At 66.1% G+C, this 23,114-nt stretch carries 24 protein-coding genes; 13 read left to right on the plus strand and 11 right to left on the minus strand.

Annotated elements, in window-relative coordinates; translation table 11 throughout:
• Positions 1-682: 682 nt before the first annotated feature.
• Together ACQY78_RS21415 and ACQY78_RS21420 are read left to right on the plus strand one after the other, a co-directional pair.
• Positions 683-1,528, plus strand: coding sequence for a hypothetical protein (locus ACQY78_RS21415; protein ID WP_428678433.1), 846 nt, complete (start codon positions 683-685; stop codon positions 1,526-1,528).
• A 92-nt stretch (positions 1,529-1,620) separates the two neighbouring features.
• A complete protein-coding gene (locus ACQY78_RS21420; RefSeq protein ID WP_428678436.1) occupies positions 1,621-2,478 on the plus strand; it encodes a hypothetical protein in 858 nt (285 codons plus the stop codon).
• Positions 2,479-2,575: 97 nt separating this feature from the next.
• Here ACQY78_RS21420 and ACQY78_RS21425 read toward each other — a convergent pair whose 3' ends face one another.
• Positions 2,576-3,223, minus strand: a complete 648-nt coding sequence (locus ACQY78_RS21425) for a TetR/AcrR family transcriptional regulator (protein ID WP_428678438.1) — start codon at positions 3,221-3,223, stop codon at positions 2,576-2,578.
• 80 nt (positions 3,224-3,303) lie between these two features.
• Between ACQY78_RS21425 and ACQY78_RS21430 the strand changes: the two genes are divergently transcribed.
• Both ACQY78_RS21430 and ACQY78_RS21435 read left to right on the plus strand, forming a co-directional pair.
• Positions 3,304-5,097 carry a sulfatase-like hydrolase/transferase gene (locus tag ACQY78_RS21430; RefSeq protein WP_428678441.1) on the plus strand — a complete coding sequence of 598 codons (1,794 nt, stop codon included), beginning with the start codon at positions 3,304-3,306 and terminating at the stop codon, positions 5,095-5,097.
• Positions 5,098-5,216: 119 nt separating this feature from the next.
• Positions 5,217-6,794: a metallophosphoesterase gene (locus ACQY78_RS21435; RefSeq protein ID WP_428678444.1), complete on the plus strand. Its 1,578-nt coding sequence runs from the start codon at positions 5,217-5,219 to the stop codon at positions 6,792-6,794.
• Positions 6,795-6,797: 3 nt separating this feature from the next.
• Here ACQY78_RS21435 and ACQY78_RS21440 read toward each other — a convergent pair whose 3' ends face one another.
• Entirely contained in the window at positions 6,798-7,313 is a 516-nt protein-coding gene (locus tag ACQY78_RS21440; RefSeq protein WP_428678446.1) for a DinB family protein, read from the minus strand.
• An 84-nt stretch (positions 7,314-7,397) separates the two neighbouring features.
• Here ACQY78_RS21440 and ACQY78_RS21445 point away from each other — a divergent pair, with 84 nt between their 5' ends.
• Entirely contained in the window at positions 7,398-8,471 is a 1,074-nt protein-coding gene (locus tag ACQY78_RS21445) for an ATP-dependent 6-phosphofructokinase (protein ID WP_428678449.1), read from the plus strand.
• Between the two features lie 299 nt (positions 8,472-8,770).
• On the opposite strand, the gene prmB is transcribed toward ACQY78_RS21445, so the two are convergent.
• Positions 8,771-9,652 (minus strand): 50S ribosomal protein L3 N(5)-glutamine methyltransferase, encoded by an 882-nt coding sequence (gene prmB, locus ACQY78_RS21450; protein ID WP_428678452.1) that lies wholly within the window; start codon positions 9,650-9,652, stop codon positions 8,771-8,773.
• Between the two features lie 20 nt (positions 9,653-9,672).
• On the opposite strand from prmB, the gene ACQY78_RS21455 reads away from it, so the two are divergent.
• Together ACQY78_RS21455 and ACQY78_RS21460 are read left to right on the plus strand one after the other, a co-directional pair.
• Positions 9,673-10,065, plus strand: a complete 393-nt coding sequence (locus ACQY78_RS21455) for a hypothetical protein (RefSeq protein WP_428678455.1) — start codon at positions 9,673-9,675, stop codon at positions 10,063-10,065.
• A gap of 17 nt (positions 10,066-10,082) precedes the next feature.
• On the plus strand, positions 10,083-11,222 hold the full coding sequence (locus tag ACQY78_RS21460; RefSeq protein ID WP_428678457.1) for a CaiB/BaiF CoA transferase family protein: 1,140 nt from the start codon (positions 10,083-10,085) through the stop codon (positions 11,220-11,222).
• A gap of 26 nt (positions 11,223-11,248) precedes the next feature.
• Here ACQY78_RS21460 and ACQY78_RS21465 read toward each other — a convergent pair whose 3' ends face one another.
• The 4 genes from ACQY78_RS21465 to ACQY78_RS21480 form a co-directional block, all read right to left on the minus strand.
• Complete coding sequence (locus tag ACQY78_RS21465; RefSeq protein ID WP_428678460.1) at positions 11,249-11,620, minus strand: thrombospondin type 3 repeat-containing protein; 372 nt, start codon at positions 11,618-11,620, stop codon at positions 11,249-11,251.
• 185 nt (positions 11,621-11,805) lie between these two features.
• Positions 11,806-12,126, minus strand: a complete 321-nt coding sequence (locus ACQY78_RS21470; RefSeq protein ID WP_428678463.1) for a hypothetical protein — start codon at positions 12,124-12,126, stop codon at positions 11,806-11,808.
• Positions 12,127-12,302: 176 nt separating this feature from the next.
• Entirely contained in the window at positions 12,303-13,826 is a 1,524-nt protein-coding gene (locus tag ACQY78_RS21475) for an amidase (RefSeq protein ID WP_428678465.1), read from the minus strand.
• A gap of 22 nt (positions 13,827-13,848) precedes the next feature.
• On the minus strand, positions 13,849-15,090 hold the full coding sequence (locus tag ACQY78_RS21480; RefSeq protein ID WP_428678468.1) for an amidohydrolase family protein: 1,242 nt from the start codon (positions 15,088-15,090) through the stop codon (positions 13,849-13,851).
• 93 nt (positions 15,091-15,183) lie between these two features.
• Here ACQY78_RS21480 and ACQY78_RS21485 point away from each other — a divergent pair, with 93 nt between their 5' ends.
• Genes ACQY78_RS21485 through ACQY78_RS21500 form a run of 4 tightly spaced genes read left to right on the plus strand, consistent with a single transcriptional unit; the run spans position 15,184 to position 18,804 of the window.
• Positions 15,184-16,167, plus strand: coding sequence for a Bug family tripartite tricarboxylate transporter substrate binding protein (locus tag ACQY78_RS21485; RefSeq protein ID WP_428678471.1), 984 nt, complete (start codon positions 15,184-15,186; stop codon positions 16,165-16,167).
• A 48-nt stretch (positions 16,168-16,215) separates the two neighbouring features.
• A complete protein-coding gene (locus ACQY78_RS21490) occupies positions 16,216-17,376 on the plus strand; it encodes a thiolase family protein (RefSeq protein ID WP_428678473.1) in 1,161 nt (386 codons plus the stop codon).
• Complete coding sequence (locus tag ACQY78_RS21495; RefSeq protein ID WP_428678476.1) at positions 17,373-17,804, plus strand: Zn-ribbon domain-containing OB-fold protein; 432 nt, start codon at positions 17,373-17,375, stop codon at positions 17,802-17,804. Before ACQY78_RS21490 ends, ACQY78_RS21495 begins: the two co-directional genes overlap by 4 nt.
• 28 nt (positions 17,805-17,832) lie before the next feature.
• Entirely contained in the window at positions 17,833-18,804 is a 972-nt protein-coding gene (locus tag ACQY78_RS21500) for a Bug family tripartite tricarboxylate transporter substrate binding protein (protein WP_428678479.1), read from the plus strand.
• Positions 18,805-18,895: 91 nt separating this feature from the next.
• On the opposite strand, the gene alkB is transcribed toward ACQY78_RS21500, so the two are convergent.
• Positions 18,896-19,537: a DNA oxidative demethylase AlkB gene (gene alkB, locus ACQY78_RS21505; RefSeq protein ID WP_428686458.1), complete on the minus strand. Its 642-nt coding sequence runs from the start codon at positions 19,535-19,537 to the stop codon at positions 18,896-18,898.
• 47 nt (positions 19,538-19,584) lie between these two features.
• On the opposite strand from alkB, the gene ACQY78_RS21510 reads away from it, so the two are divergent.
• Entirely contained in the window at positions 19,585-19,974 is a 390-nt protein-coding gene (locus ACQY78_RS21510) for a c-type cytochrome (protein ID WP_428678482.1), read from the plus strand.
• Positions 19,975-19,980: 6 nt separating this feature from the next.
• On the opposite strand, the gene ACQY78_RS21515 is transcribed toward ACQY78_RS21510, so the two are convergent.
• The 3 genes from ACQY78_RS21515 to ACQY78_RS21525 all read right to left on the minus strand — a co-directional run bounded on the left by ACQY78_RS21515 (position 19,981) and on the right by ACQY78_RS21525 (position 22,552).
• On the minus strand, positions 19,981-21,186 hold the full coding sequence (locus tag ACQY78_RS21515; RefSeq protein WP_428678484.1) for an MFS transporter: 1,206 nt from the start codon (positions 21,184-21,186) through the stop codon (positions 19,981-19,983).
• A 63-nt stretch (positions 21,187-21,249) separates the two neighbouring features.
• Positions 21,250-21,978, minus strand: coding sequence for a class I SAM-dependent methyltransferase (locus ACQY78_RS21520; protein ID WP_428678487.1), 729 nt, complete (start codon positions 21,976-21,978; stop codon positions 21,250-21,252).
• A 4-nt stretch (positions 21,979-21,982) separates the two neighbouring features.
• A complete protein-coding gene (locus ACQY78_RS21525; protein WP_428678489.1) occupies positions 21,983-22,552 on the minus strand; it encodes an NADPH-dependent FMN reductase in 570 nt (189 codons plus the stop codon).
• Positions 22,553-22,637: 85 nt separating this feature from the next.
• Here ACQY78_RS21525 and ACQY78_RS21530 point away from each other — a divergent pair, with 85 nt between their 5' ends.
• On the plus strand, positions 22,638-23,111 hold the full coding sequence (locus tag ACQY78_RS21530; RefSeq protein WP_428678492.1) for a hypothetical protein: 474 nt from the start codon (positions 22,638-22,640) through the stop codon (positions 23,109-23,111).
• Positions 23,112-23,114 lie beyond the last annotated feature (3 nt).

The raw sequence follows: 23,114 nt of genomic DNA on the forward strand, positions 1-23,114 counted from the left end.
CTCATGAGCTTACAGCCTAGGATTCTGTAATCGTTTGCAAATTGCCCGCCTCTTAATCAGCTTGTCCCGGGTTCGAGCCCTGGTGCGCCCACCAATGCCCGGAATCAAACGAAGACCGCATCTCTTGGTTTTCATCGCTCGTAGAGGATGCTGCGGACTTGCTTATTGTTGCAGCAGCACCCCTCATCCGTTCCGGAAGCCACCCGGTAGCCACGGTGGATTACAGCCAGACGGCCGCCGCGGGCGTGAATTCTGGGAGTCAGAATTGACGCCGTCGTTTTGCCGTTCGCGCTGAAGGCATTGTCGACGTTGTGTCAGGCGACACTGGGAGCGGTCCGACGCCGCCGGTAGGCATTTACAGACCCGGTCCGGCCAACGAGCCGCTTATGCTTCACTGTAACCTGGACTTCCCGCACTGTGCCCCTCGCTCGCGCCTCGCTTTTCCTCATCGAGACGCGGGAGCGCACGTTCAAGAGCGTGCTTCCGAGAGCCGACATCACCGAGTAGGCCGAAGAAGCGACTTCGTTTGGCATGCCTGGCCATCTCGCTGTTGGCGCTCAAAACAAGAACGCCGCGCTGCCAATAGAAATCGTCGCGGCTCGCAAGGCCGCAAAAAATGCATCCATATTTATGCTATGAGCGTGCTATTACCGGTTGTGTCTGAAATGGGGAAAGCGGCGCCATGAGTGAAGTGGCTACGGCCATCCTGTCAGGTGATTCACATCAGAGCATGCACCCGTCCGTGCAGCTCGACCCTTCCAGAGACAATACCGAACGTCTTCAGGGCGCGCTGAATCTCACCGGAAAAGAAGGCGGCGGCACCGTGCTCTTGCCGGCGGGCGTGTGGCCGATTTCTGCTTCGTTGCGTCTGCCGGACAATGTCACATTGCGTGGCGTGAGCACCACTGCGTCCGTGCTCAGACGCCTCGAGGGCGACGGGCCTTGCATCGAGTTCGGCAAGCGGGAGGGAACGCTTGGGGAAGGGTGCGCAATCGAAAGCCTGACGCTCGATGGAAAAAGTCGTGGAGGCGAGCCGACTTCTTGCGGTGTTCTGATCAATGGAGATGCTGCTTACGGAATCGTCCGACACGTCAAGATCAGCAACATGAACGGTGACGGAATTCGCTGCGAAGGCGGATCAATCAACTGCCTCTATCTTGAGGGCATTTCTATCGAATCTTGCCTTGGCTCAAGCATCTACCTGCAGCCGGATCGTTCATCGAGCGGCATCTTTCTGTCGGATATTTCGGTCAAGAATGCGAACCCGATCAAGAGCTCCCGGCCTTGCGCCGTCTGGCTCCGCGGCAGGTGCATGATTTCCCAGCTTCAAGTGGACCTGGTCCAGTTGGGGCATGTTGGTGTGTTCTTCGATGAGGGAAGCGATTTCTCCTTAGTCAGCGGCCTGTACGTTGGCGGTCATCACGACGAGACTGTCGTCATGGCACCTGGGGTAAAGAATGTTCCGTTGTCCAATATCATCACCAGGCGCGGACCTCAGAATCTTGTGCCCAAACAGCTCGGATCGTAGAGGTGCAAGCTGCCCTTGACCTCCGGAGCTACTTTCCGGGACGGGTCGACCCATCCGATCCGGAGTTGGTTTCGCGAGCCTTTGAGCGGGCATTGCATGACGTCGAAGGAGGTGGGAGCAGCATCTTAACTGTGCCACCAGGTGTCTGGACGCTGGCGAGGAACCTTCGGCTGACCGCCCCGGGAATGAGCCTGTGCGGTGCCGGGATGCGGGCAACCCGCCTGAAGCTGGTCGGTGGCGCTGCCTCTAGTGTCGTTACGGTAAATGCGTCAGGCGTTGTCCTGCGTCGCCTGACAATCTGCGGAAACATCGATGACCCGCCAACGGGAGCACGCCCGCACGGGCTGGTCATCAAGGCGGATCCCGCTCAGACGAACCTGCAGGACTTGGTTGTCGAATCGGTCTGTGGGTACGGAATCCTCATACGGGGTCGAGGTGATGATCGCGGCGCGTTTGTGGATGTCCGATTGCACAACGTGGTTGTTCAGAACTGTGGGAACGACGGCATCGACTTTAAGGCCTTGCGACATCCTCGTTCGTCAGTGAAGGGTTCCTTGTGCGCGCGCGCCTTCCTTCGAAACATTGTGGTGCGAGACTTCAGTCTCTTCAAACCGCATCCCGACCTGCGCGGTGGAGGCGAGTGCGGCGTCGATGTCCGCGGTCAGGTATATATGATCGGCATAGAGATACTCGGCGTGAAGCCCGGGGACTTCGGCAAGCCCGGCGCGCTCGGAGTTCACTTCCGGAAAGAGAACCCCGCTCCAGAACAGCACGGTCGCGGTAGCGGCGGGTCCAGTTTGCAGAACTACTATATTTCACTCCGGGCGCCAGCTGATATCGGTGGCAAACGCGGTCGTGCTTTGGCTATTGGCGGAAATGTAAAGCGTCGGATTGCTATCGGGGAAGGACACGTCGTCGACGAATTCGGTGATGCTCTCAACGAGAAATAGATGGGTCGATCGGCGGTAACAGACCTCCCCAGCTGACAGTGCCCCACCAATGCCCGTGAGTTCCTCACAATTGTATTCCGCCAGTCTCCGGGCGCCGTCAGAAGAGCGGCAGGGGATCTGAAGCCGCCCGCCTTGCCTCTGCGGCGGGAACGCCCAGCGCCCGCAGGATCACCTCGGTCACCCGCGTCGCATGGCCCTTGCGGGCGGTGCCGAGGGCGATGTTGCGCATCCCCTCCATGGTAGCGCCGATCACCAGGTCGAGCGCCGCCGCCGCATCGCCTGCGGTGAACTCGCCCGACCGCAAACCCTTGCGCAGCTCCGTCGCCACGAACCCCGTGATCGTCTTGCGAAAGTCGGGATCGATCGAGGCGACGTCGAGGATGAGCAGCGCCCAGCGCGGCGTGGTCTCGGCCAGACCGAGATAGCGCCGGCAGCCTGCGGCCATCTGTTCCGTGGCCGTCTTCAGCTGGGCCCGTCCCGGTGCGCTGCGGGCGCGGATGGTCCCGGCGATCTCGACGGCGACGGCGCTCACGATCTCGGCCTTGCTGCGGAAGTGGTTGTAGATGGTGCCGACGGTCACGTCGGCCGTGGCGGCGATATCTGGCAGCGATGTCTCGGCGACGCCGCGCGCGGAGAAGGCCTCGATCGCCGAGGCGATCAGCAGGCGCCGTGTGCGCTCCCGCTTCGGATGCCGCGTGCCCGGCGGGGCGGGCTGCAGGAGGTCGGGCAGGGGCTCGAGCTTCATTGAATTAAATACACTTGTCGTCCAATTTTGTATGGGTCATACAAATTTCGGGGGAGTGTCTTCCAGTATCAGGCGTTCGCATGACATTTCACAAGGATCAGAAACCCGACCCGGCCCGACGGGCTTTCCTGGCGGCCGCCTCCGGCGCCGCCGCTGCCTCGCTTCTGGGACCGGCCCTCGCCGGTGTCGCGCGGGCGCAGGGACAGCCGGCCGCGCCGGCCGTCGTTCCCGCCTCGGGCAGCCGGAGCGCCCGGCCCAACATCCTCTTCGTCTTCACGGATCAGGAGCGCTACCACGCCAAATGGCCCCAGGGGCTGTCGCTGCCGGGGCACGACCGCCTGCAGAGCAAAGGAGTCACGTTCACGAATCACCAATGTCCGGCGACGATGTGCACGTCGTCGCGCTCGGTGATGATGACGGGGCTGCAGACTCCCGACAATGGCATGTTCGAGAATCTCGACGTGCCGTGGATGCACGATCTGCCGCTTTCGACGCCGACCCTCGGGCACATGCTGCGCAAGGCCGGGTACTACACGGCCTATAAGGGCAAGTGGCATCTCAGCAAGGCGACCGACACGCGCGAGATCGGCTCGTTCATGACCGCCGAGATGGAGAAGTACGGCTTTGCCGACAACTTCTCGCCGGGCGACCTGATCGGCCATACGCTGGGCGGCTACGGCTTCGACCATCTCACCGCCGGCAGCGCCATCAACTGGCTGCGCACGTCGGGGCGGCCGCTGTCGGACCAGGGTAAGCCGTGGTGCATGACGGTGAGCTTCGTCAATCCGCACGACGTCATGTACTTCAACACCGACGCGCCCGGCGAAAGCGTGCAGGACAGCGGCAAGCTGCGCATGCATGCCGCGCGTGCGCCCGAGCACGCGCTCTACAAGAACAGCTGGGACGTGGCGATCCCGGCGACCCTGCGCCAGCCGTTCGACGCGCCGGGCCGCCCACAGGCCCACCGCGAGTTCGATCGCGTCTGGGATTATATCCTGGGCGACATCCCGCTCGAGGACGTTCGCTGGAAGCGGTTCAACGATTACTACATCAACTGCATCCGCAACGTGGACCGGTCGATGGCGGCGCTGTTCGCCGAGCTAGATGCGCTGGGCCTGGCCGATTCCACCATCATCGTCTTCACCGCCGACCACGGCGAGATGGCGGGCGCGCACGGCCTGCGCGGCAAGGGACCCTTCGCCTATCGCGAGACCAATCACCTGCCGATGCAGATCGTCCATCCCGACGTGAAGGGCGGGCAGGCGTGCCAGGCCCTGTCGAGCCACATCGACATCGTGCCGACGCTTCTGTCGATGGCCGGCGTGAAGCCGGGTCAGGTGGGCGAACTCGCCGGCCGCGAGCTGCCGGGCCGGGACCTGTCCGCCGTGCTCGCCAATCCGGGGAGCCAGGCCGTCGATGCGGTGCGGCCCGCGACGCTGTTCACCTACAGCGGCCTCGCCAGCAACGATGCCGCCGTCTTCGACTTCGCCGCCAAGGCGGTGATGGCCGGCAAGGACCCGAAGGAAGAGGCCAAGCGGGAGGGCTTCAAGCCCGATCTCCGCAAGCGCGGCCACGTGCGGTCGGCCTTCGACGGTCGCTACCGGTTCACGCGCTACTTCTCGCCGCTCGACCACAACAGCCCGAAGACGCTGGACGAGCTGTTCAAGTGGAACGACGTCGAGCTGTTCGACCTGTCGAGCGATCCGACCGAGGTGAACAATCTCGCGGTCGACCGTGCGGGCAATGCGAACCTGCTCACGACCATGAACGGCAAGCTCGAGGCGATCATCAAGCTCGAGATCGGCAAGGACGACGGTCGCGAGCTGCCGAACATCGCGGGCATCGATTGGGGCGTCGACAAGATCGATCTCTAGGGAGCGACGGTCGGCATGGAAAAAGCCCCGCTCGGGAAGGCGGGGCTTTTTCTTTTTTCGGCCAGAGATTTTCCACCGGGCGGGCTTGCTACAACGGACGGCTTCCGGAGTTCGCCACCATGCGCATCGTCTGCATCGTCCTCGCTCTCACGCTTGCAAGTCTCGGCGCCCGCGCGCAGACGGCGGCGCCGGGCTTCTTCGCCTTCGTGATGCTGGGCGAGGGGAGCGATGGCCGGCCCGTGCCGATGGTGCGCAGCGTCGCCGAACGCACGATCGCCTGTCCGGTGTTGCGTTCTTCTGCAGGCGGAGTGACGACGGCCATGGTGCCGCGTCGTCGCCCGCCGGGCGGCCACTTCGACGAGGTGACGGTCTGCGAGGCGCTCTATCCGGTGGGCGAGACCGCCAGCGTCTTCGTGGGCGATCGCCGCATCGACCTGCCGAACGTTTCGCTCGGCACGCCGCGCCGCGTGGTGCTGATCGGCGACAGCGGCTGCCGCGGGCCGGCCAAGGACAAGCCGCAGGATTGCGGCGGTGACGGCTTCGCCAAGGTCTGGCCGTTCGGCGTGCTGTCCGACGAGGAAGCGGACAAGCGTCCCGACCTGATCGTGCATGTCGGCGACTACAATTATCGCGGCACCGAGCGCGGTCTCGTCCTGCCGCCCAGCCTCACCGGCTACGCGGCACCGCTCAGCGTGAACGTCTACGATACCGGTGATCTCGACGACGAGGACATCGCCAGCCTGCCGATCGGTGCGGCCTACTGGAGCCAGAACATCGAAGGCAGCCCGAACCCCGACAAGTGGACCAACTGGCGCGACGATTTCTTCGCGCCCGCGGCCAGGCTCCTGGTCGCAGCCCCCTGGCTGATGAGCCGCGGCAATCACGAATTGTGCAGTCGTGGCGGCCCCGGCTGGTTCTACCTGCTCGATGCCGGTTCGACGCTGCTGGGGCCGGGCCACAAGCAGGAGGAATGCCCGCCGCAGCTGCCGCCGGACTGGCGGCCCGGCGCCTGGCCCAAGCCGCCGGCGCTGCCCTTCGCGGGACTGACCTTTCCCACACACACCGCCGCGCCGTTCCGCCTGAAGCTTGGCCGCCTCAACATCATCGCCGTGGATTCGGCGAACGCCGCCGACGCCGTGCTGTTCAATCTCGATACCTACATTTCGCAATATCGCGAGGTTGCGCGCCTGCTGGCGGAGGACCCGACCCCGACCTGGGTGGTGACGCACCGTCCGATCTGGGCCGTGGTGAAGCGCGACAAGGGCGGCCCGATCGGCCTCACGCCTTACGGCTTCATCAACGAGACCCAGCGCGAGGCGATCGACCGCGTTTTCGGCCGCGGCCTGCCGCCTCACGTCACCGCCGTGATCGCGGGGCACATGCACCGGTTCCAGGCGATCGGCTTCGAGGGGCCGCGCCCTCCTCATCTGGCCGTCGGCACCGGGGGCATGGAGCTGTCGCATGTGCAGCCGCCGCCTTCGCCGGACAATCCCAAGGCCCCCATCCGCGTGGAAGGGCTCGACAGAAGTCCCGCCTGGGTCGTCGGTCTGCGAGACTTCGCGGCGATGATCGTGCGGCCGGTGGAGGACGGGACCTGGACCAGCGTCCTCTACGGCACCGAAGGCGAGACCCTGGCGATCTGCGATTCGCGCTGGCCGGGTCCCGGCCGCAACCGCTCGGTCTGTGAACTCCAGTAAAGTTCAGGAGCGGCGTAGGCCGGAGGCGACCTCGCGCTGGTAGAAGAGCAGGTCGAGCTCGGGCGCGACCTTCCCGAGGCTCGTCAGGATCATGTGGGCGTGACCGCGGTGATGGGTCTGGTGGTTGAACCAGTGATCCAGCGCCGGCATCAGCTCCTGCACGAACGCTTCGGGGTTCGATACGCGGCGATAGCGGATGACGCTGGCAAGGCTCGCCTTGTCGAGACTCTCGATCCACGCCGCGATGCGCCGGTCCTCGGCTTCGCGCGCCGTGCGTAATTCAGTGAATCCTTCATGCAGGATGGCGTCGAGCCGTTCCGGTGCATCGCCGGCGCCGGTAAAGCGTTTCATCCAGATGCGATCGGTTGCCAGCAGGTGATTGAGCGTACCGTGCATCGACTTGAAGAAGGCGCCGCGATCGGCCCGGTACTCGGCATCGCCGAGCTCGGCAGCGGCATCGTAGAGCCGGCGGTTGGCCCAGGCATTGTAGCCGGCGAAGGTGTGGTAGTGCTTCTTCATGCCGGCATCCTGCACCGGTCCCGTCCGCCTTCAAGATTGATCGGTTCTTTCAACCTGTCGTCCGCGGCAGCCAGGAGTCTCCAGATGACCAAACGCATCGGCATTCTCACCAGCGGCGGCGATTGCGCCGGGTTGAACGCCACGATCCGCGCGGTGGCGCTGCGGGCGCATCATGGCCATGGCTGGACGACGATCGGCCTGCGCTACGGCACGCTGGGCCTGCTCGAGCGCCCCGTGGAGGCGGTGGAACTCGATCCCGACCGGCTGAGTGCGGCTTTGGCGCGCCAGGGCGGCACGTTCCTCGGCAGCACCAATCGCGGCGATCCCTTCGCCTTTCCGATGCCCGACGGCAGCCGCAAGGATCGTTCCGGCGAAATGATCGAGGGCCTGAAGCAACTTGGCCTCGACGGGCTGATCGGCGTCGGCGGCGACGGCAGCCTCGCCATCCTGCGCAAGCTGCTGGCGCCCTCGGGGATTCCCTTTGTCGGCGTTCCCAAGACCATCGACAACGATGTCGGCCACACCGAGCGCGCCGTCGGCTACTCGACCGCCGTCGCCATCGCCACCGAGGCGCTCGACCGGCTGCAGCCGACCGGCACCAGCCACGAGCGCACGATGGTGCTGGAAGTGATGGGCCGCGATGCCGGCCACATCGCCATCGCCGCCGGCATAGCGGGTGGCGCCGACGTCGTTCTGATCCCCGAAATCCACTGGAAGCTGGAGCGAGTCGTCGAGCATATCGCGCAGCTGCGCGCCGTGGGCCGCACGTCGGCGCTGGTCGTGGTGGCGGAAGCCGCCGGCCAGTCGGACGAGGCGGTGGATCCCGCCGCCGATGCGCCCGATCACGGCGTCGGGGACTGGCTGGCCAAGCGGCTGGCCAAGGCCACCGGCGCGGAAGCGCGCGCCACGGTCCTGGGGCACGTGCAGCGCGGCGCCATGCCGACGGCGGAGGACCGGCTGCTCGCTTCGGCGCTAGGCGTGCGGGCGGTCGACCTGCTGGCGGAAGGAAAAGGCGACCATATGGTGGCCTGGTGGAACCGCCAGGTGATCGACGTGCCGCTCGCCAAGGTGGTCGGCCGGTCGCGCACTGTCGATGCCGACGGCACCCTCATCCGCACCGCCCGCGCGCTGGGAATCTGCCTGGGGGACGCTGTTTAGCGGCCCTTCCGCCTTCACCTTGAACCGCACTACCTCATCCTCAGGAGCGCCGCGGAGCGGCGCGTCTCGAAGGATGGGTAACAGGCGGGGTGCGCGTGCCCACCCTTCGAGACGCTCACTGCGTTCGCTCCTGAGGATGAGGTCGGTGTTGGAGTGCCCGGCTCGATCTATGGTCGGAGTCGGGCGGATAAACGAAACGAACGAAATAAACGAAACAAACGAAGCCAGAGTCGCACTCCTCCGTGACTCTGGGGCAGTGGTAACCGTTAAGCTTCGGAAAAGCCTTTTAAAACAACCCGCTAAGCGAGATCGCTGCGCGACAGCCAGAAGACCTCGCCCTCGCTCAGCTCGGTGTCGAGCCAGATGAAGGGAAGCCGCGGATAGGCGGCTTCGAGCGGCGGGCGGCCGCGGCCGATCTCGCACACCAGGCCGCCGCTCTTGGTCAGATGCGCGGGCGCTTCCGCCAGGATGCGATGGACGAGGTCGAGCCCGTCGTCGCCGGCGGCCAGCGCCATGCGCGGCTCGTGCCGGAACTCCGGGGGCAGCTTTTCCATCCCGCCGGCATCGACATAGGGCGGGTTGCTGATGATCAGGTCGTAGCGCTGGCCCTGCAGCGGCTTGAACAGATCCCCGCGATGCAGGGTGATGCGGTCGCCCAGTCGGAGCGTCGCCACGTTGCGCCGGGCCAGCGCCAGCGCGCCCGGCGACAGGTCGACGGCATCGATCTTCGCGCGCGGGAAGGCGAGCGCGGCGAGGATGGCCAGGCAGCCCGAGCCGCAGCAGAGATCGAGGATGCGGCGCGGCCTGGCGGTCGGCAGGGCGCCGCCGGCCAGCAGATCGCCAATGAAGGAACGCGGGATCAGCGCCCTGCGGTCGATGTGGAACCGCACGCCGTGCATGTAGGCGGCTTCCAGCAGGTAGGGCGCCGGCATGCGCAGCCCGATCCGCGCCTCGATCAGGGTCATCAGGCGCGCCTTCTCGGGCTCGGTCGGCACGAGGTCGAGCCACGGATCGATGCGGGAGATTGGCAGACGCAGCGCCTCGAGCACCATGAAGGCGGCCTCGTCGACGGCATTGGTCGTGCCGTGGCCATAGGCCAGCCTCGCGGCGCGGAAGCGCGCGACGGCGAAATGGAAGAAATCACCCAGGGTGACGAGAGAGGATTTGGTCGCGCGTGCCATGCGGGCCTACATTAGCGGATATGAATCGCCGCGCGCTTCTTTTCGCCGGACTCGCTGTCGCGGCGGCCGCCGGTGCTCCGGCACGGGCCCTCCCGGCGGAGATCAGGGTGATCCTGATCGGCGGACCGGACTGTCCACCCTGCGTCCGCTGGAAGCGCGAGTATCTCGAAGCCTGGATCGCCTCGCCCGAGTTCCGCCAGGTCGTCTGGGAGGATGTCGAGGCGGCGCGTTTCCGCGAAGTCTATCAGGAGCGATACTGGCCGGGCGACCTCGCGCCCATCCTCGCCCAGATCCCGCGCAAGAGCGGGGCGCCGCGCTTCCTGATCGTGCAGGCGGGCCGCATCGTGTCGAACCAGCTCGGCGTCAGCAAATGGGCCAACACGCTCAACGATCTTCGCAAACTTCTGGGATAGGCACGGGAAAAGACAATATGGCAGGCGCTCTCGACGGTCTGGTCGTCCTCGATCTCACGACCCATCTCTCTGGTCCCTTCTGCGGCATGCAGCTCGCCGACATGGGCGCCGACGTCATCAAGATCGAGAGCCCCCAGGGCGATTCAATGCGCGGCGCGCCGCCGTTCATCGAGGGCGAGTCGGCGCCCTTCATGCTGTGGAACCGCAACAAGCGCGGCCTGAAGCTCGACCTCAAGAACGAGGACGATCTCGAGGTCTTCTGGGGGCTGGTCGACGGCGCCGACGTGGTGCTCGAGAATTTCCGGCCCGGCGTCATGAAGCGGCTGGGTCTCGGCTGGGACGCGCTGCACGCGCGCAACAAGCGACTGGTGCTGGGCTCGATTTCGGGTTTCGGCCAGACCGGTCCTTACGCGGGGCGCGGCGGCTTCGATCTGATGATCCAGGCGATGTCGGGTCTCATGTCCGTGACGGGTCCGAAGGACGGCCCGCCGTACCGCATTCCCCTCGCCATCTCCGATGTGGGCGCCGGCCTCTATCTCACCATCGGCGTGCTGAGCGCGCTGCAGGCGCGTCACAAGACCGGTGAGGGCCAGTGGGTCGAGACCTCATTGCTCGAGGCCACGGTGTCGCTGGGCGTCTACGAGGCCGCCAACTTCTTCGCCAACGGCATCCGTCCGGAGAAGCTCGGCCAGGCGCATCGCGGCTCCTCGCCCTACCAAGTGTTTCAGACGGAAGATGGCTGGCTGACCATCGGCGGCGCGCAGCAGAACTTCTTCCGCAAACTCTGCGCCCTGATTGGCCGGCCGGAGCTGCCCGAGGATCCGCGCTTCAAGGCCAACGCCGACCGGGTGAAGAACAACGAGCAGATCGTCGCCATCTTGCAGGCGGAGATCGCCAAGCGCACGACCGACGACTGGATGGCGGCGCTGGAGAAGGAAGGCATCCCTGCCGGACCCGTACTTCACCATGACGAGGTCTTCGCCGATCCGCAGATCCTGGCGCGCGGCATGGTGACTGAAGTCGAACACGCCAAGGCCGGCAAGCAGAAGACGCTAGGGGTGCCGCTCAAGCTGTCGGCGACGCCGGGCGGCGTTCGCCGTCCGGCGCCGACGCTCGGTCAGCACGATGCTGAAATCCGGGGTGCCAAGCGCCGTTGAAGATAGGCCAGGCTCTGCTTGGCCTGTCACCAGCGCGAGCGCTGGTACTTGTCGGGGACGCCGTCGCCGTTGCGGTCGCGGTCGTAGCGGTCGGGGATGCCGTCCCGGTCGCTGTCCCTCCCCCGATGATACTGCGGCCTCGGCGGGGCCACCGGCACCGGCACATAGCGCGTCTGGGTGACCACCTGCGGCCGGGGCGGCGGCGGTGCGTAGTAGGTCGGGGCCGGCCGGTAGTAGCTCGGCTGGCTGACATAGTTGTTGGAATAACCGGAGTAGCCGGAATAGTTCGACCCGTAGCCGGGGCTGTAGCCATAAGTCGTCGGATAACCCGACTGTTCAACGCACCCCGCCGTCACCATCACAAGGCCCGCGGCGGCGAGCCAACTGACGCAGCGCATTCTGTCCCTCCAAGAGGAACGCCCGGTTTTCGAGGGGGACGTTCCCATGCAAGCAGAGTCGCGAGCGACGGCGGCGGGCCGTGGACGCAACGGCGTCTTAATGAAGGCGAGCTGTGATCGAGTAGTGACCGGACGCGAAAACGGCTCCCGGATTTCTCCGGGAGCCGTTCTGGTGACTCGTGGCCCTAGCGCTGGAAGGCGTCCGGGATGCGATCGCCGTTTGCATCGACGTCACGCTTGTTCGGAACGCCGTCGCGGTCGTAATCGCCATTGGGACCGCGCGGGTTCGGCGGGCGGGCGTAGTTGGCGTTATTGTTGTAGCCGCCGTTGTTGTAGGCGTAGTTGCCGCCGTAGGGCGGACGCGGGGCGTTGTTGGGAACAGTGTTGTAGGCAGGGCGGGTATTGTACCCGCTGTTGTAGGCGTACGAATTGTCGTAGCCGGTCTGGGTGCACGCCGCGGTCGCGGCCAGCAGGCCCGCCGCCATCACGAACTTCAGCTTGTTCATCGCTACCTCCGTTTGGGGTGGAACCGTGTCTCGCGACAGGTGCTTGCCCTCTAGAACGAGGTACGTCGCCGGAAGTGGCATCGCCCGGGCGAAAATATGAAGTTGTGTAAAGTGGAACGCCCGGCAACCACTGGGGATGCCGGGCGTTCGCTGCCTCGTTTCTCTACAGCGCGCCGTTAAAGGGCGCCCGGCGCCGGGCCGCGCGCGACCTTGGCGTTGAGCTTGGGCGGATGCGTGACGATCGACTTCAGCGCCGGCACCGGCTTGTGCAGCTTGCCGATGTTGGGCAGCGGGCGGGCAAGCACGGGGTTGGTCTTGAACGCCTGCTCCATGGCGTGGGCGGCGCCCAGCACCTCGCCGTCGCCGCGGAAGCGGCCGACCACCTGCAGGCCGAACGGCATCTTGTTGCCGTCGACGCCGCAGGGCAGGGAGACGGCGGGGTTCGACGTCAGGGTGACGAAGTACTTGGTCGCCATCCAGTGATAGTAGGTGCCGAGCTTCTTGCCATCCATCTCCTCGATGTAAAGCTGCTTCCAGGGGAAGGGCGAGAAGCCGACGGTCGGACCGATGACCAGGTCGTACTCCTTGTAGATCTCCTGGAAGGCCCGGAAGATCCGGGTCTGCTCGCCATGAGCCCAGGCGAAGTCGGCCAGGCTGAGCTTCGCGCCGAGCTCGTAGTTGGCGATGATGTTCGGCCCGAGCATCTCGCGATTGTTGGCGTAGGCATCGTGGTAGCGCGACAGGAAGCTCACCGCGCGGATCACGTCGAAGCAGCGGTCGGCGCCGCCGTAATCGACCTCCACCTTGTCGAGGCTGCGGAAGAACGGCTTCATCGCCTTGATCTTCTCGCGGAAGGTCTGGCGGATCGACTTCTCGACCGGCGCGCCGCCGAAATCCTCGGTGTAGGCGACCCGCAGGCTGCCGAGATCGACCGGCCACGGGTCGGCATAGGCTTCCGGCTCGAGCGGGAAGCTGAGCGGATCGCTGTCATGCTGTCCGACCTGGGTGGCGAACAGCAGGCAGACATCGGCGACGCTGCGGCCCATCGGGCCCAGCACCGAGATCGGCGTCCAGCCCATGGCGCGCCGTTCGACCGCGACCATGCCGGGCGAGGGGCGGAAACCCACGACGCCGCAGAAGGCGGCCGGGTTGCGCAGGCTGCCGCCGGTGTCCGAACCGGTGCAGACCGGCAGCATGTCGGTGGCCAGCGCGGCGGCCGAGCCGCCGGACGAACCGCCGGCGTTCAGCATCGGGTTGAAGGGATTGCCGGTGGCGCCCCAGACCGGGTTGCGGCTGTTCGAGCCGGCGCCGAACTCCGGCACGTTGGTCTTGCCGACGACGATGGCGCCGGCAGCACGCACGCGGCCGACCATGACGTTGTCGTAGCCCGGCACATAGTCGCGGTAGAGCGGCGAACCGTAGGTGGTCAGCAGATCCTTGGTCTCTTCGAGATCCTTGATGCCGGTAGGCAGGCCGTGCAGCAGCGGCAGGTCCTCGCCACGGCGCACCGCGGCCTCGGCGGCCTTGGCTTCCTTGCGCGCGCGGTCGACGCACATCGCGGTCACGGCATTGACGGCGGGGTTCACCTCCTCGATGCGTTCGAGACAGGCGTCGAGCAGTTCGACCGGTGAGATTTCCTTGGTGCCGATGCGGCGGCGCATCTCCACCGACGACAGGGAGACGAGTTCTTCTTTCGACATAGCTTCCTCTTCTTGAAATCGATTACGGCCGGTGAAGTTCGACGGGGGTGCGCGTCACGGTGCGGCGGCCGTTCTTGTAGGCGGCCAGTACCGGCGCGATGGTCCTGAGCGCCATGACCGAATCGGGGGCATCGAGGACCACGAGGTCCGCGGGTCCGCCGACGGCGATGCCGTAATCGTCCTTGCGCATCAGCTTGGCGGCCGTCTTGGTCGTCATGTCCCACAGCGCCTTCACCTCGTCGTCATTGGCGCGCTGGGTGACGATGGCATGCATGTTGACCTGGCGCAGCAGCTGGCCATCGCCGAACGGCGTGAACGGGTTGAGGATGTTGTTGGAGGCGACGGAGCAGGTGACGCCGCGCTCGGTGAGAAAGTTCAGGTCGAGGACGTTGCGCGGCACGTTGTGGTCGGTGTGGCGGCCGCCGAGATAGAGGTCGGTCGCGGTCAGCACGGTTGCGGCGACGCCGGCGTCGGCCATGCGCTGGGCGACCTTGTCGAGGTCCTTGAACGGCATCGTCGAGAGCTTGCCGACATGACCGACGGCGACGCGGCCGCCCCATTTGTATTTCTCGGCGAGATCGCAGACCAGCAGCGTGTCGAGATGCTCGGCCGTGGGACCGCTGTCGACATGCATGTCGATATCGGCATCGAACTCGCGTGCCAGTTCGAAGACGCGATGGATCTGGGCGGCGCTGTCGCTGTCGTAGCTGGGTGCTGCGCCGACGACCCTCGCGCCGTTCTTCAGCGCCTCGACCATCAGCTCGTCGGTGCCGGGATTATTGGTGAGGCCTTCCTGCGGCATGACGCAGATCTCGATGTCGATCGCCCACTTGTACTTGTCGACCAGTGCCTTCACGCCCTCGAAGCCACGCATCCCGATCTTGGGATCGACCTCGCAATGGGGGCGCATGCGGGTGGCGCCGTGGCCGATGCATTTCTCGATGGTCGCCGAGGCGCGCTCGAACACGTCCTCGACCGTCATCGTGTGCTTGACCGCCGACACGCGCTCCATCGCGAGGTGCGGCATGCGCTTGGTGTTGTGTTCGCAGCGGCCGAGGATGCAGGACTTGTCGAGATGGATATGGGTATCGACGAAGCCGGAGCAGACGAGGCGGCCATGGCCCTTGTATTCTTCCCGGGCGCTGCCGCCCAGCTTCGGCGCTATGGCCGCGATGCGGCCCTGGACGACGCCGATGTCCGTGGTCGGTTGATCGGGCGTACTGTCGGGAAGCCGCACATCGCGCAAGACAAGGTCGAAATCCATCATCACTCCAGTCGCCGGCGGCGGCCGGCACGCATGTTGCACCATGCCATCGCCCATTAACAGCCCGACGGCCCCGGAGGCTCAGCAAGAACCATGCTTTCTCGACGTCATCTCCTGATCGCAGGTTCGGCCGCCGCCGCCTTTCCGAGCATCGCCGCGGGGCAGACCGCGACTCCGCCGTGGCCGACCAAGCCCATCCGCTGGATCGTCAACTTCCCGCCCGCCGGTGCGGCCGACATCATGTCGCGGGCGCTGGCCGAGTTTTTCGGCACCAAGCTCGGCCAACCCATCGTCGTCGAGAACAAGCCCGGCGCCGGCGGCATGCTGGGGGCCGATATCGTGGCCAAGGCGCGCGGCGATGCCCACATCGTCATGATCTCCAGTGCCGCGTCGCACGGCATCGGGCCGGTCCTCTACAAGGACGTGCCCTACGATCCGCTGGCCGACTTCACGCACATCCATCTGGTGGGCACCTTCCCGACCGTGCTGGCGGTGAACGGCACCTCGCCGATCGGATCGGTGAAGGAGCTGATCGAGATGGCCCGCGCCAAGCCGGGCGAGGTGACCTACGGGTCGGGCGGCAACGGCACGATGAACCACCTGGTCGGCCAGCTGCTGGCGCTGTCGACCAAGACGCAGCTCACGCACATTCCTTATCGCGGCTCGGCACCGGCAATGAACGACCTGATGGGCGGCCAGATCACGGCGCTGATGGAGAGCCTGCCAACGGCGAGTGGCTACTTCTCGTCCAAACGGATGAAGCCGCTGGCGGTGAGCGAGGACCAGCGGGCGCCGACCCTGCCGGATGTGCCGACCTTTCGCGAGGCGGGATTTCCGGAAGTCGTGGCGACCAACTGGTTCGGCTTCTCGGCGCCGGCCGGTATCCCGCCCGAGATCGCCAAGCGCTGGGAGGTGGAAATCGCCGCCGCCCTGCAAAGCGCCGAGATCAAGGAGCGGTTCGACAAGCTCGGCATCCGGCCCGGCACCTTGGGCGCGGCGGGTTACACCGCGCTCATCGCCAAGGAACTGCCGCGCTGGCGCGAGGTGATTGTCGCGGGAAATATCCGCGCAGACTGATTGCCTGACGCACCGCTTCCGGCACAATGCGCGCCGGAGGAAATCAAGATGGTGCATCCGCTTCGCGACAAGGCGGCAGTGAGCGGCATTGGCGAGACCGCGTACACGCGCGGCACGACCAAGAGCGGGCTCGCGCTGCAGCTCGAGGCCAGTCTCAAGGCGCTCGACGATGCCGGGATCGACCCTCGCGACGTCGACGGCGTCATTCCGTACTTTCCGGGCGGCGCCATCGCCGAGGACTTCATCGCCAATCTCGGCTTGAAGGATCTCACGCTTTCGGCCTTCATCCCGATGGGCGGCGCCACCTGCGTGGCGGCGATCCAGATGGCGGCGATGGCGGTGACGACCGGCGTCTGCAAGCACGTGCTGATCTCGGTCGGCCGCACGGGGTATTCCGGCTCGCGCGTGTCCACGCGCCTGCAGCAGTTCCCGGTATTCGCGCAGGCCGCCGAGTTCGAGGCGCCGATCGGCATGTTCGCGCCGGCCCAGCTCTACGCGCAGGGCGCACGCCGCCACATGGAGCTCTACGGCACGACGGCGCGCCAGTTCGCCGAAGTGGCCGTCGTCACGCGCCAGCACGCGATCCTCAACGGCAATGTCGTGATGAACAAGCCGCTGACGGTCGAAGACCATCACGCCTCGCGCATGATCTCCGATCCATTCCGGCTGTTCGACTGCAGCCTGGAGAGCGACGGCGGCGCGGCGGTCGTCATCAGCGCCACCGATCGCGCGAAGGACCTCAGGAAGCCGCTCGTCACAATCGCCGGCACGGCCGAAGGTCATCCCGATTCGCCCGCTTCGATCGCGCAGCGGCCTGACCTGCTGGAGTTCGGCCTCGTGAAATCCGCGCCGCGCGCCTTCGCGATGGCCGGCGTCGGTCCGAAGGACATCGACGTGGCCGAGATCTACGACTGCTTCACCTTCACGGTGATCCGCCAGCTCGAAATCCTGGGTTTCTGCAAGACCGGCGAGGGTGGCCCGTTCGTGATGGACGGCCGCATCGCGCTGGGCGGCGAGCTGCCGATCAACACCCATGGCGGGCTGCTGAGCCAGGGCCATGTGGTCGGTCTCAACCATGTGATCGAACTGACGCGCCAGCTGCGCGGCGAAGCCGGCCGGGCGCAGGTGAAGGATGCCGAGACCGGCCTCGTCACCGGCTATGGCGACATGGGCGACGGGTCGATCGCGATCCTGAGGAGGGCGGCATGAGCCAGGCTCCCATACCGGTCGCGCCGGCACCGGAACGTCCGCTGCCGACACCGACCCGCGAAAGCCAGCCCTACTGGGATGGCATGCGCGAGGGCCGCTTCCTGCTGCAATACTGCTCGTCCTGCGGCAAGGTCCGGCACTATCCGCGGCCGGTCTGTTCGCACTGCTTCTCGATGGAGAGCGAGTTCAAGGAGGCGCCGCTGGGCGGCAGCCTCCATGCCTGGACGGTATGTCACCATCCGTTCAATTTCTTCTTCAAGGCCTCGGCGCCCTACATCGTGGCGCTGGTCGACATGGATGCCGGCGTGAGGGTCAATGCGCAGCTGCACGGCATTCCCGAGGCCGAGCTGAAGATCGGCCGGCGCGTGAAGCTCGGCTTCGAGCCGGTCAACAAAGAGGTGACGCTGCCCGTCTTCGTCGCCGAATAGATAAGACAGAGAATCCTGGGAGGAAAAAATGAAGCGTTCCGTATTCGTGGCGTCGGCCTTGGCCGCGCTGCTGCTGCCCTTTGCCGTTTCCGCGCAAGCCGATTGGCCGACCAAGCCGATCTCGATGGTCGTGCCCTATCCGCCGGGCGGCGTGAACGACGCGGTGGCCCGTGTCTATGCCGAGAAGCTCTCGACCGAACTCGGCAAGCCGGTGATCGTCGACAACCGCGCGGGTGCTGCCACCACCGTGGCGTCCAACTTCGTCGCCAAGGCGGCCCCCGACGGCTACACGATCTATGCCGCCGGCACCTCGCTGATCATCAACCCGACGCTTACGGGTCAGGTCCAGTACGACCCCAACAAGAGCTTCGAGCTCGTGTCGCTGATGTCGTTCACGCCCTTCATCCTGCACGTGAACGCGGACTTCCCCGCCAAGAACATGGCCGAGCTGATCGCCTACGTGAAAGCCAACCCCGGCAAGTTCAACATCGCGAGCTCGGGCATCGGCGCGACCAACCATCTCGCGGCCGAACTGCTGAAGGCGCAGGCCGGCCTCAACATCACGCACGTCCCCTACAAGGGTGGTGCGCAGGCCGGCCAGGACGTGGCCTCGGGCCAGGCCCAGATGATGTTCTCGGCCGCGCTCGAAGCAAAGCCGGTGCTGGCGACGGGCCGCACCCGGGCCATCGCCATCTCGAGCCTCAAGCGCTCTCCCGCCTTTCCCGACATTCCCACCGTCGTCGAGGCGGCCGGCCTGCCCGACTTCGAGGCGGTGTTCTGGCAGGGCATGGTGGTGCCCGCCGGCACGCCCAAGGCGATTGTCGACAAGCTGCAGAAGGCGATCGCCAAGATCGCGGTGGAGCCCGAGATGATCGAGCGCTTCAAGCCGCAGGGCGTGGAGATCCGCGCCTCGACACCGGCCGAGTTCAAGACCTTCCTCGCGAAGGAAGAGAAGCGCTGGACGACGCTGATCAAGGAACAGAACATCAAGCCGGAGTAAGTGTCCGGCAGTATAAAAACTCCTCACCCTGAGAAGCACCGCGAAGCGGTGCGTCTCGAAGGGTGAGGTCGGTGACTTGGTCGAGCGCTTTCTAAAGCGCTTTGCGAAGCGTGAGATTGAAGCGGCGGCGTCCGGTCAGCGGATGCTCGCCGCTTTTCAATGTCAGCACGCCGTGATGGAAGAGCCGTGACGGGCCGCCCCAGACGACCACGTCGCCATGTTCCAGCGCGATCTTCCGCACGGGATCGCCGCGCCTGGGGCCTCCGAACTGGAACGTGGCGGGCAGACCGAGCGACACCGACACGATGGGATGATTGTAATCGGCTTCGTCCTTGTCCTGATGCAGCGATAGCTTCGTGCCGGGCTCGTAGCGGTTGATCAGGCAGGCGTCGGGAACGAAGCTTGCGAAGCCGGCTTCGGTCGCGGCTTCGTCGGCGAGCGCCAGAAACCCGGGCGGCATCGCGGGCCATGGGACGCCGCTTTGCGGGTTGTGCGCCTGATAGCGGTAGCCCGTTCGATCCGTGACCCAGCCCGCGCCGCCGCAATTGGTCATCGCCACCGACATCTCGAATCCGCCGGGCGTCACCATGCGCCGGAAGGGTGCCTGGGCCGCGATCGCCTCGATCGCCGCGAGCAGCGCGCGATCACGCTTTCGTGCGAATCCGCGCAACACCGCGGCGCCGGGCGCCAGCGCCTCCTTTCCGCCATTTGCGTCGAACAGGCTTTGCTGCATCGCACCGATATAGGGCATCTTCCGCCGGAAGCATCAGGAGTAGCGTGATGAAGAACTGGATCACTGCCGCCGCTGTGATCGTCGCCGCAACGGCGACCGCGGCCGGCCCCGCCGCGGCGCAATCGGGTGAGGCCGCGAAGGGCCAGCGCATCTTCAATACCCAGTGCAAGTCCTGCCACACGGTGGAGAAGGACGGCGCGCAGGTGACGGGGCCCAACCTGCACGGGCTGTTCGGCCGCAAGGCCGGCACGAACGCGGGCTATGCCTATTCCGATGCGATGAAGAACTCGGGCATCGTCTGGGACGAGGCGACGCTCGCCGAATACAATCGCGATCCCAAGGGCAAGGTGCCCGGCACCAAGATGCTCTACAACGGCGTGAAGAACGCTGGCCAGCTCGCCGACCTCGTCGCCTATCTCAAGGAAGCGACGAAGTAGGCCGCCTCATGGCGTGAAGCTGTCGCGCGCCCGCACATAGGCGAACGAGCCTACGACGAGTCCGGCGGCGAGCATGCCGAACACCCAGCGATAGGCCGTGTCTCCGGCGCCGAAGGCTTCGACGATGTAGCCGGCGGTGGCCGGCAGCACGGCGAGCCCAAGGCATTGGGCCATGTTCACGGTGGTGACGCCCCGCCCCGCCAGCCGGTCGGGAAACAGCGTGCGGCCCTGCGCCACGATCACGGTGCCGTAGGCGCAGAAGAAGCAGAAGGCGATCAGCAGCGAGACCGCGAGCCAGAGCGGCGGATGGGGCAGCGCCGCCAGGATCGCCAGCAGCACCATGGAGATCGCCGCCCCGCCGAACACCACCCGCTTGCGCGAACGCAGCACGCGATCCATCGGCCCATAGGCTAGGATGCCGAGGAGCTGCGCCACGCCCATGGCGAGCAGCACGTTGCCGCGGGTCACGCCATCGAGCTTATGCACATCGTAGAGATAGGGGCCGCCCCACACGCCCAGCACCGTCAGCATCGTCGCGTAGGCAAAGAAGTGCATGGAGAGCACCGGGCCAAGGCCCGGCGTCCGCCAGACTTCCCACAACCCGCGCAGGATCTGACCTGGTGATTCGCGTGCGGGCTCGGGGCCGCGATATTCCGGCGGCCGGTCTTGCACGAAGACCAGGAAACCCACGGCGACCAGCAGCGTGACGACGGCGAGGCCCAGGAAGCCGCTGCGCCAGCCGACCGTGGCCGCGATCCAGGCGAGCGGCGTGGCCGCCGCCAGGGTGCCGATGTTGGAGGCCGCGAACACCCAGGAGAGTCGTGTGGCGAGCTTGGCCGGCTCGAACCAGCGCGAGCACAGGAACACCACCGACATGAACGAAGCGGCGCAGCCCACACCGACGATGGTGCGGCCGGCGATCAGGTCGGCGGCGTCCGTGGCACGGGCGATCCACAGCGAGCCCAGCATGGCGAGCAGGGAAAGCGCGGCCACGGTGCGGCGCGCGCCGAACCGGTCGAACCAGAGGCCGACCGGGATCTGCACCGCGAACAAGGCGAAGAAGAAGGCGCTGCCCGCCCAGCCGAGCTGGCGCGCGCTGAGATCGAGATCGCGCACGAGCTCCGGCGCGATCACGCTGTTCGACACGCGATAGAACTGGCTGAGGCACGTGACGGCGATCAGCAGGATGAGGAGGGGCAGTCTCGACGCCATGGCCCGGCTTGCTACCACGGATGCGACGAACATTCCTTCGGCCTGGACCGAAGGATCGCATACTCACCAATGCGCGGCGATAAGCAGGAACGAAGGCCGCTCGTCGGCACCCGCCCAGTCGGGATGGGCGGCAACGTCGTCAGAGCTCGCGGACCATTCTTCCAGTCGCGCGAGGGTGAAGCCGCTCTCGATCAGCAGGTTGACGTAACTGGCGAGGGTACGGTGCTGCTTGATCACGCCCTTGGCCAGCCAGTCGGTCGAGCGCGCGCCTTCCTGGGCGTAGCGGTTCACCGGCCAGGCGAGGCGGCCGTCGGGATCGTGCGTCCAGCCGGGCTTGGCCGGCGCGGTGTACATCGGGTGCTCGACCGAGAAGACGAAGCGGCTGCCGGGCACGAGGCTGCGATGCACCTCCTCGAACAGGCCGCGCAGGTTCGCGATGTAGTGCAGCGTCAGCGAGCTGTAGACGAGATCTAAAGCGCCCTTGGCCAGCGCGAGTGATTCGAGGTCGGCGCGTTCGTAGCGGATGGCGGAATCGGCCGTGGTCTCGCGCGCCCGCGCCAGCATGTTCTCCGACACGTCGAGGCCTTGGACGGAGGCCGCCCCCGCCTCGCGGGCCCAGCGGCAGAACCAGCCGAAGCCGCAGCCCAGATCCGCGACCCGCAGCCCCTGCAGGTCGGGAAGCATCGACTGCAGGGTCGGCCATTCCGGCGCGGCCGCCAGTCCTTCCACCGAGCGCGGAAGGCGGCTGTAGCCCGCGAAGAACTCGGCGGTGTCGTAGATGTTCTGCGTCATCGTCCTATTTGACGGACGCGGCCGCCTTGGCCTGGCGGCAGGCGAGCGCCAGCGCGGCGCCGAGATCGCCGAGCAGCTTGCCCGTCATCTCGTCGGTGAGCTTGCCGTCGGCAAACTTGTTTTGCGCCTGGGCGATCATGACCTCGGGCTTGTTCACCGGCCGGCCGTCGAGGAACACCAGCGTCTGGCGAAGCTGGTACTGCGCGCGCGCCGTGCCGAGGACGCCCATCGAGGCGCCGAACAGGGCGACCGGCTTGGCCGCGAAGGGCTGCGGGGTCATGCGCGACAGCCAGTCGATGGCGTTCTTCAAAACGCCCGAGATGCCGTAATTGTATTCCGGGCTGACGAGGACGATGCCGTCGGCCTCGAGCATGGCCTTCTGCGCGGCCTGCACCTTGTCGGGGAAGCCCTTGGCCTGAAGGTCGGCGTCGTAGAGCGGCCAGTCGCCGATCTCGATCGTGTCGCAGGTGACGCCGGCCGGGAGCCGCTCGACGAAGGCGTGCAGCGACAGGCGGTTGAACGATGCCTTGCGCAGGCTGCCGCAGAAAGCGACGAGTTTCAGGCTCTCGGACATGCGAAGGGTTCCTTTGTCAGCGTGGGCTCGGGCGGCTACATAGGTGGCCCTTGGATAGTTGGCAAACCCGGGAGCAGGGCGAAAGATGATGCGATCCGTATTCGTGGCCGCGGGCGTTGCGGCCGCCGCCGTGACCCTTTCGCCGCCGGCTTCCGCGCAGGACCAGCCGCCCGACAAGTGGGTGATGTACTGCTCCTCGGAGGGCGGCAAGGATTGCGGCGCGCAGGCGACGATCGACGGCAACAGCCTGCTCGGCCAGTTCCTCGTGATGCGCTACTCGGCGGCCTACAACAAGATCTCGGTGGTCGGCGACGGCCAGGGCGTGCAGGCCAGCATCCAGGTCGATTCCAACCCCTTCATCTCGACCAGCATCTGTGGACAGGGCATCTGCCAGTTCGACGACGCGAAGTCTGCCGAGCTGCTGCAGCAGCTGCGCACGGGCTCGCAGATCCAGGTCCAGCTCCAGTTGCAGGGCACGATGGCGGGACCTTTCGTGCAGTCGCTCAAGGGCTTCGAACGCGAACTGCAGAGGGCGATCCAGGCGCAACGCGGCGGCTGAGCG

This window comes from Reyranella sp. (assembly GCF_965279625.1).
Lineage (GTDB): Bacteria > Pseudomonadota > Alphaproteobacteria > Reyranellales > Reyranellaceae > Reyranella.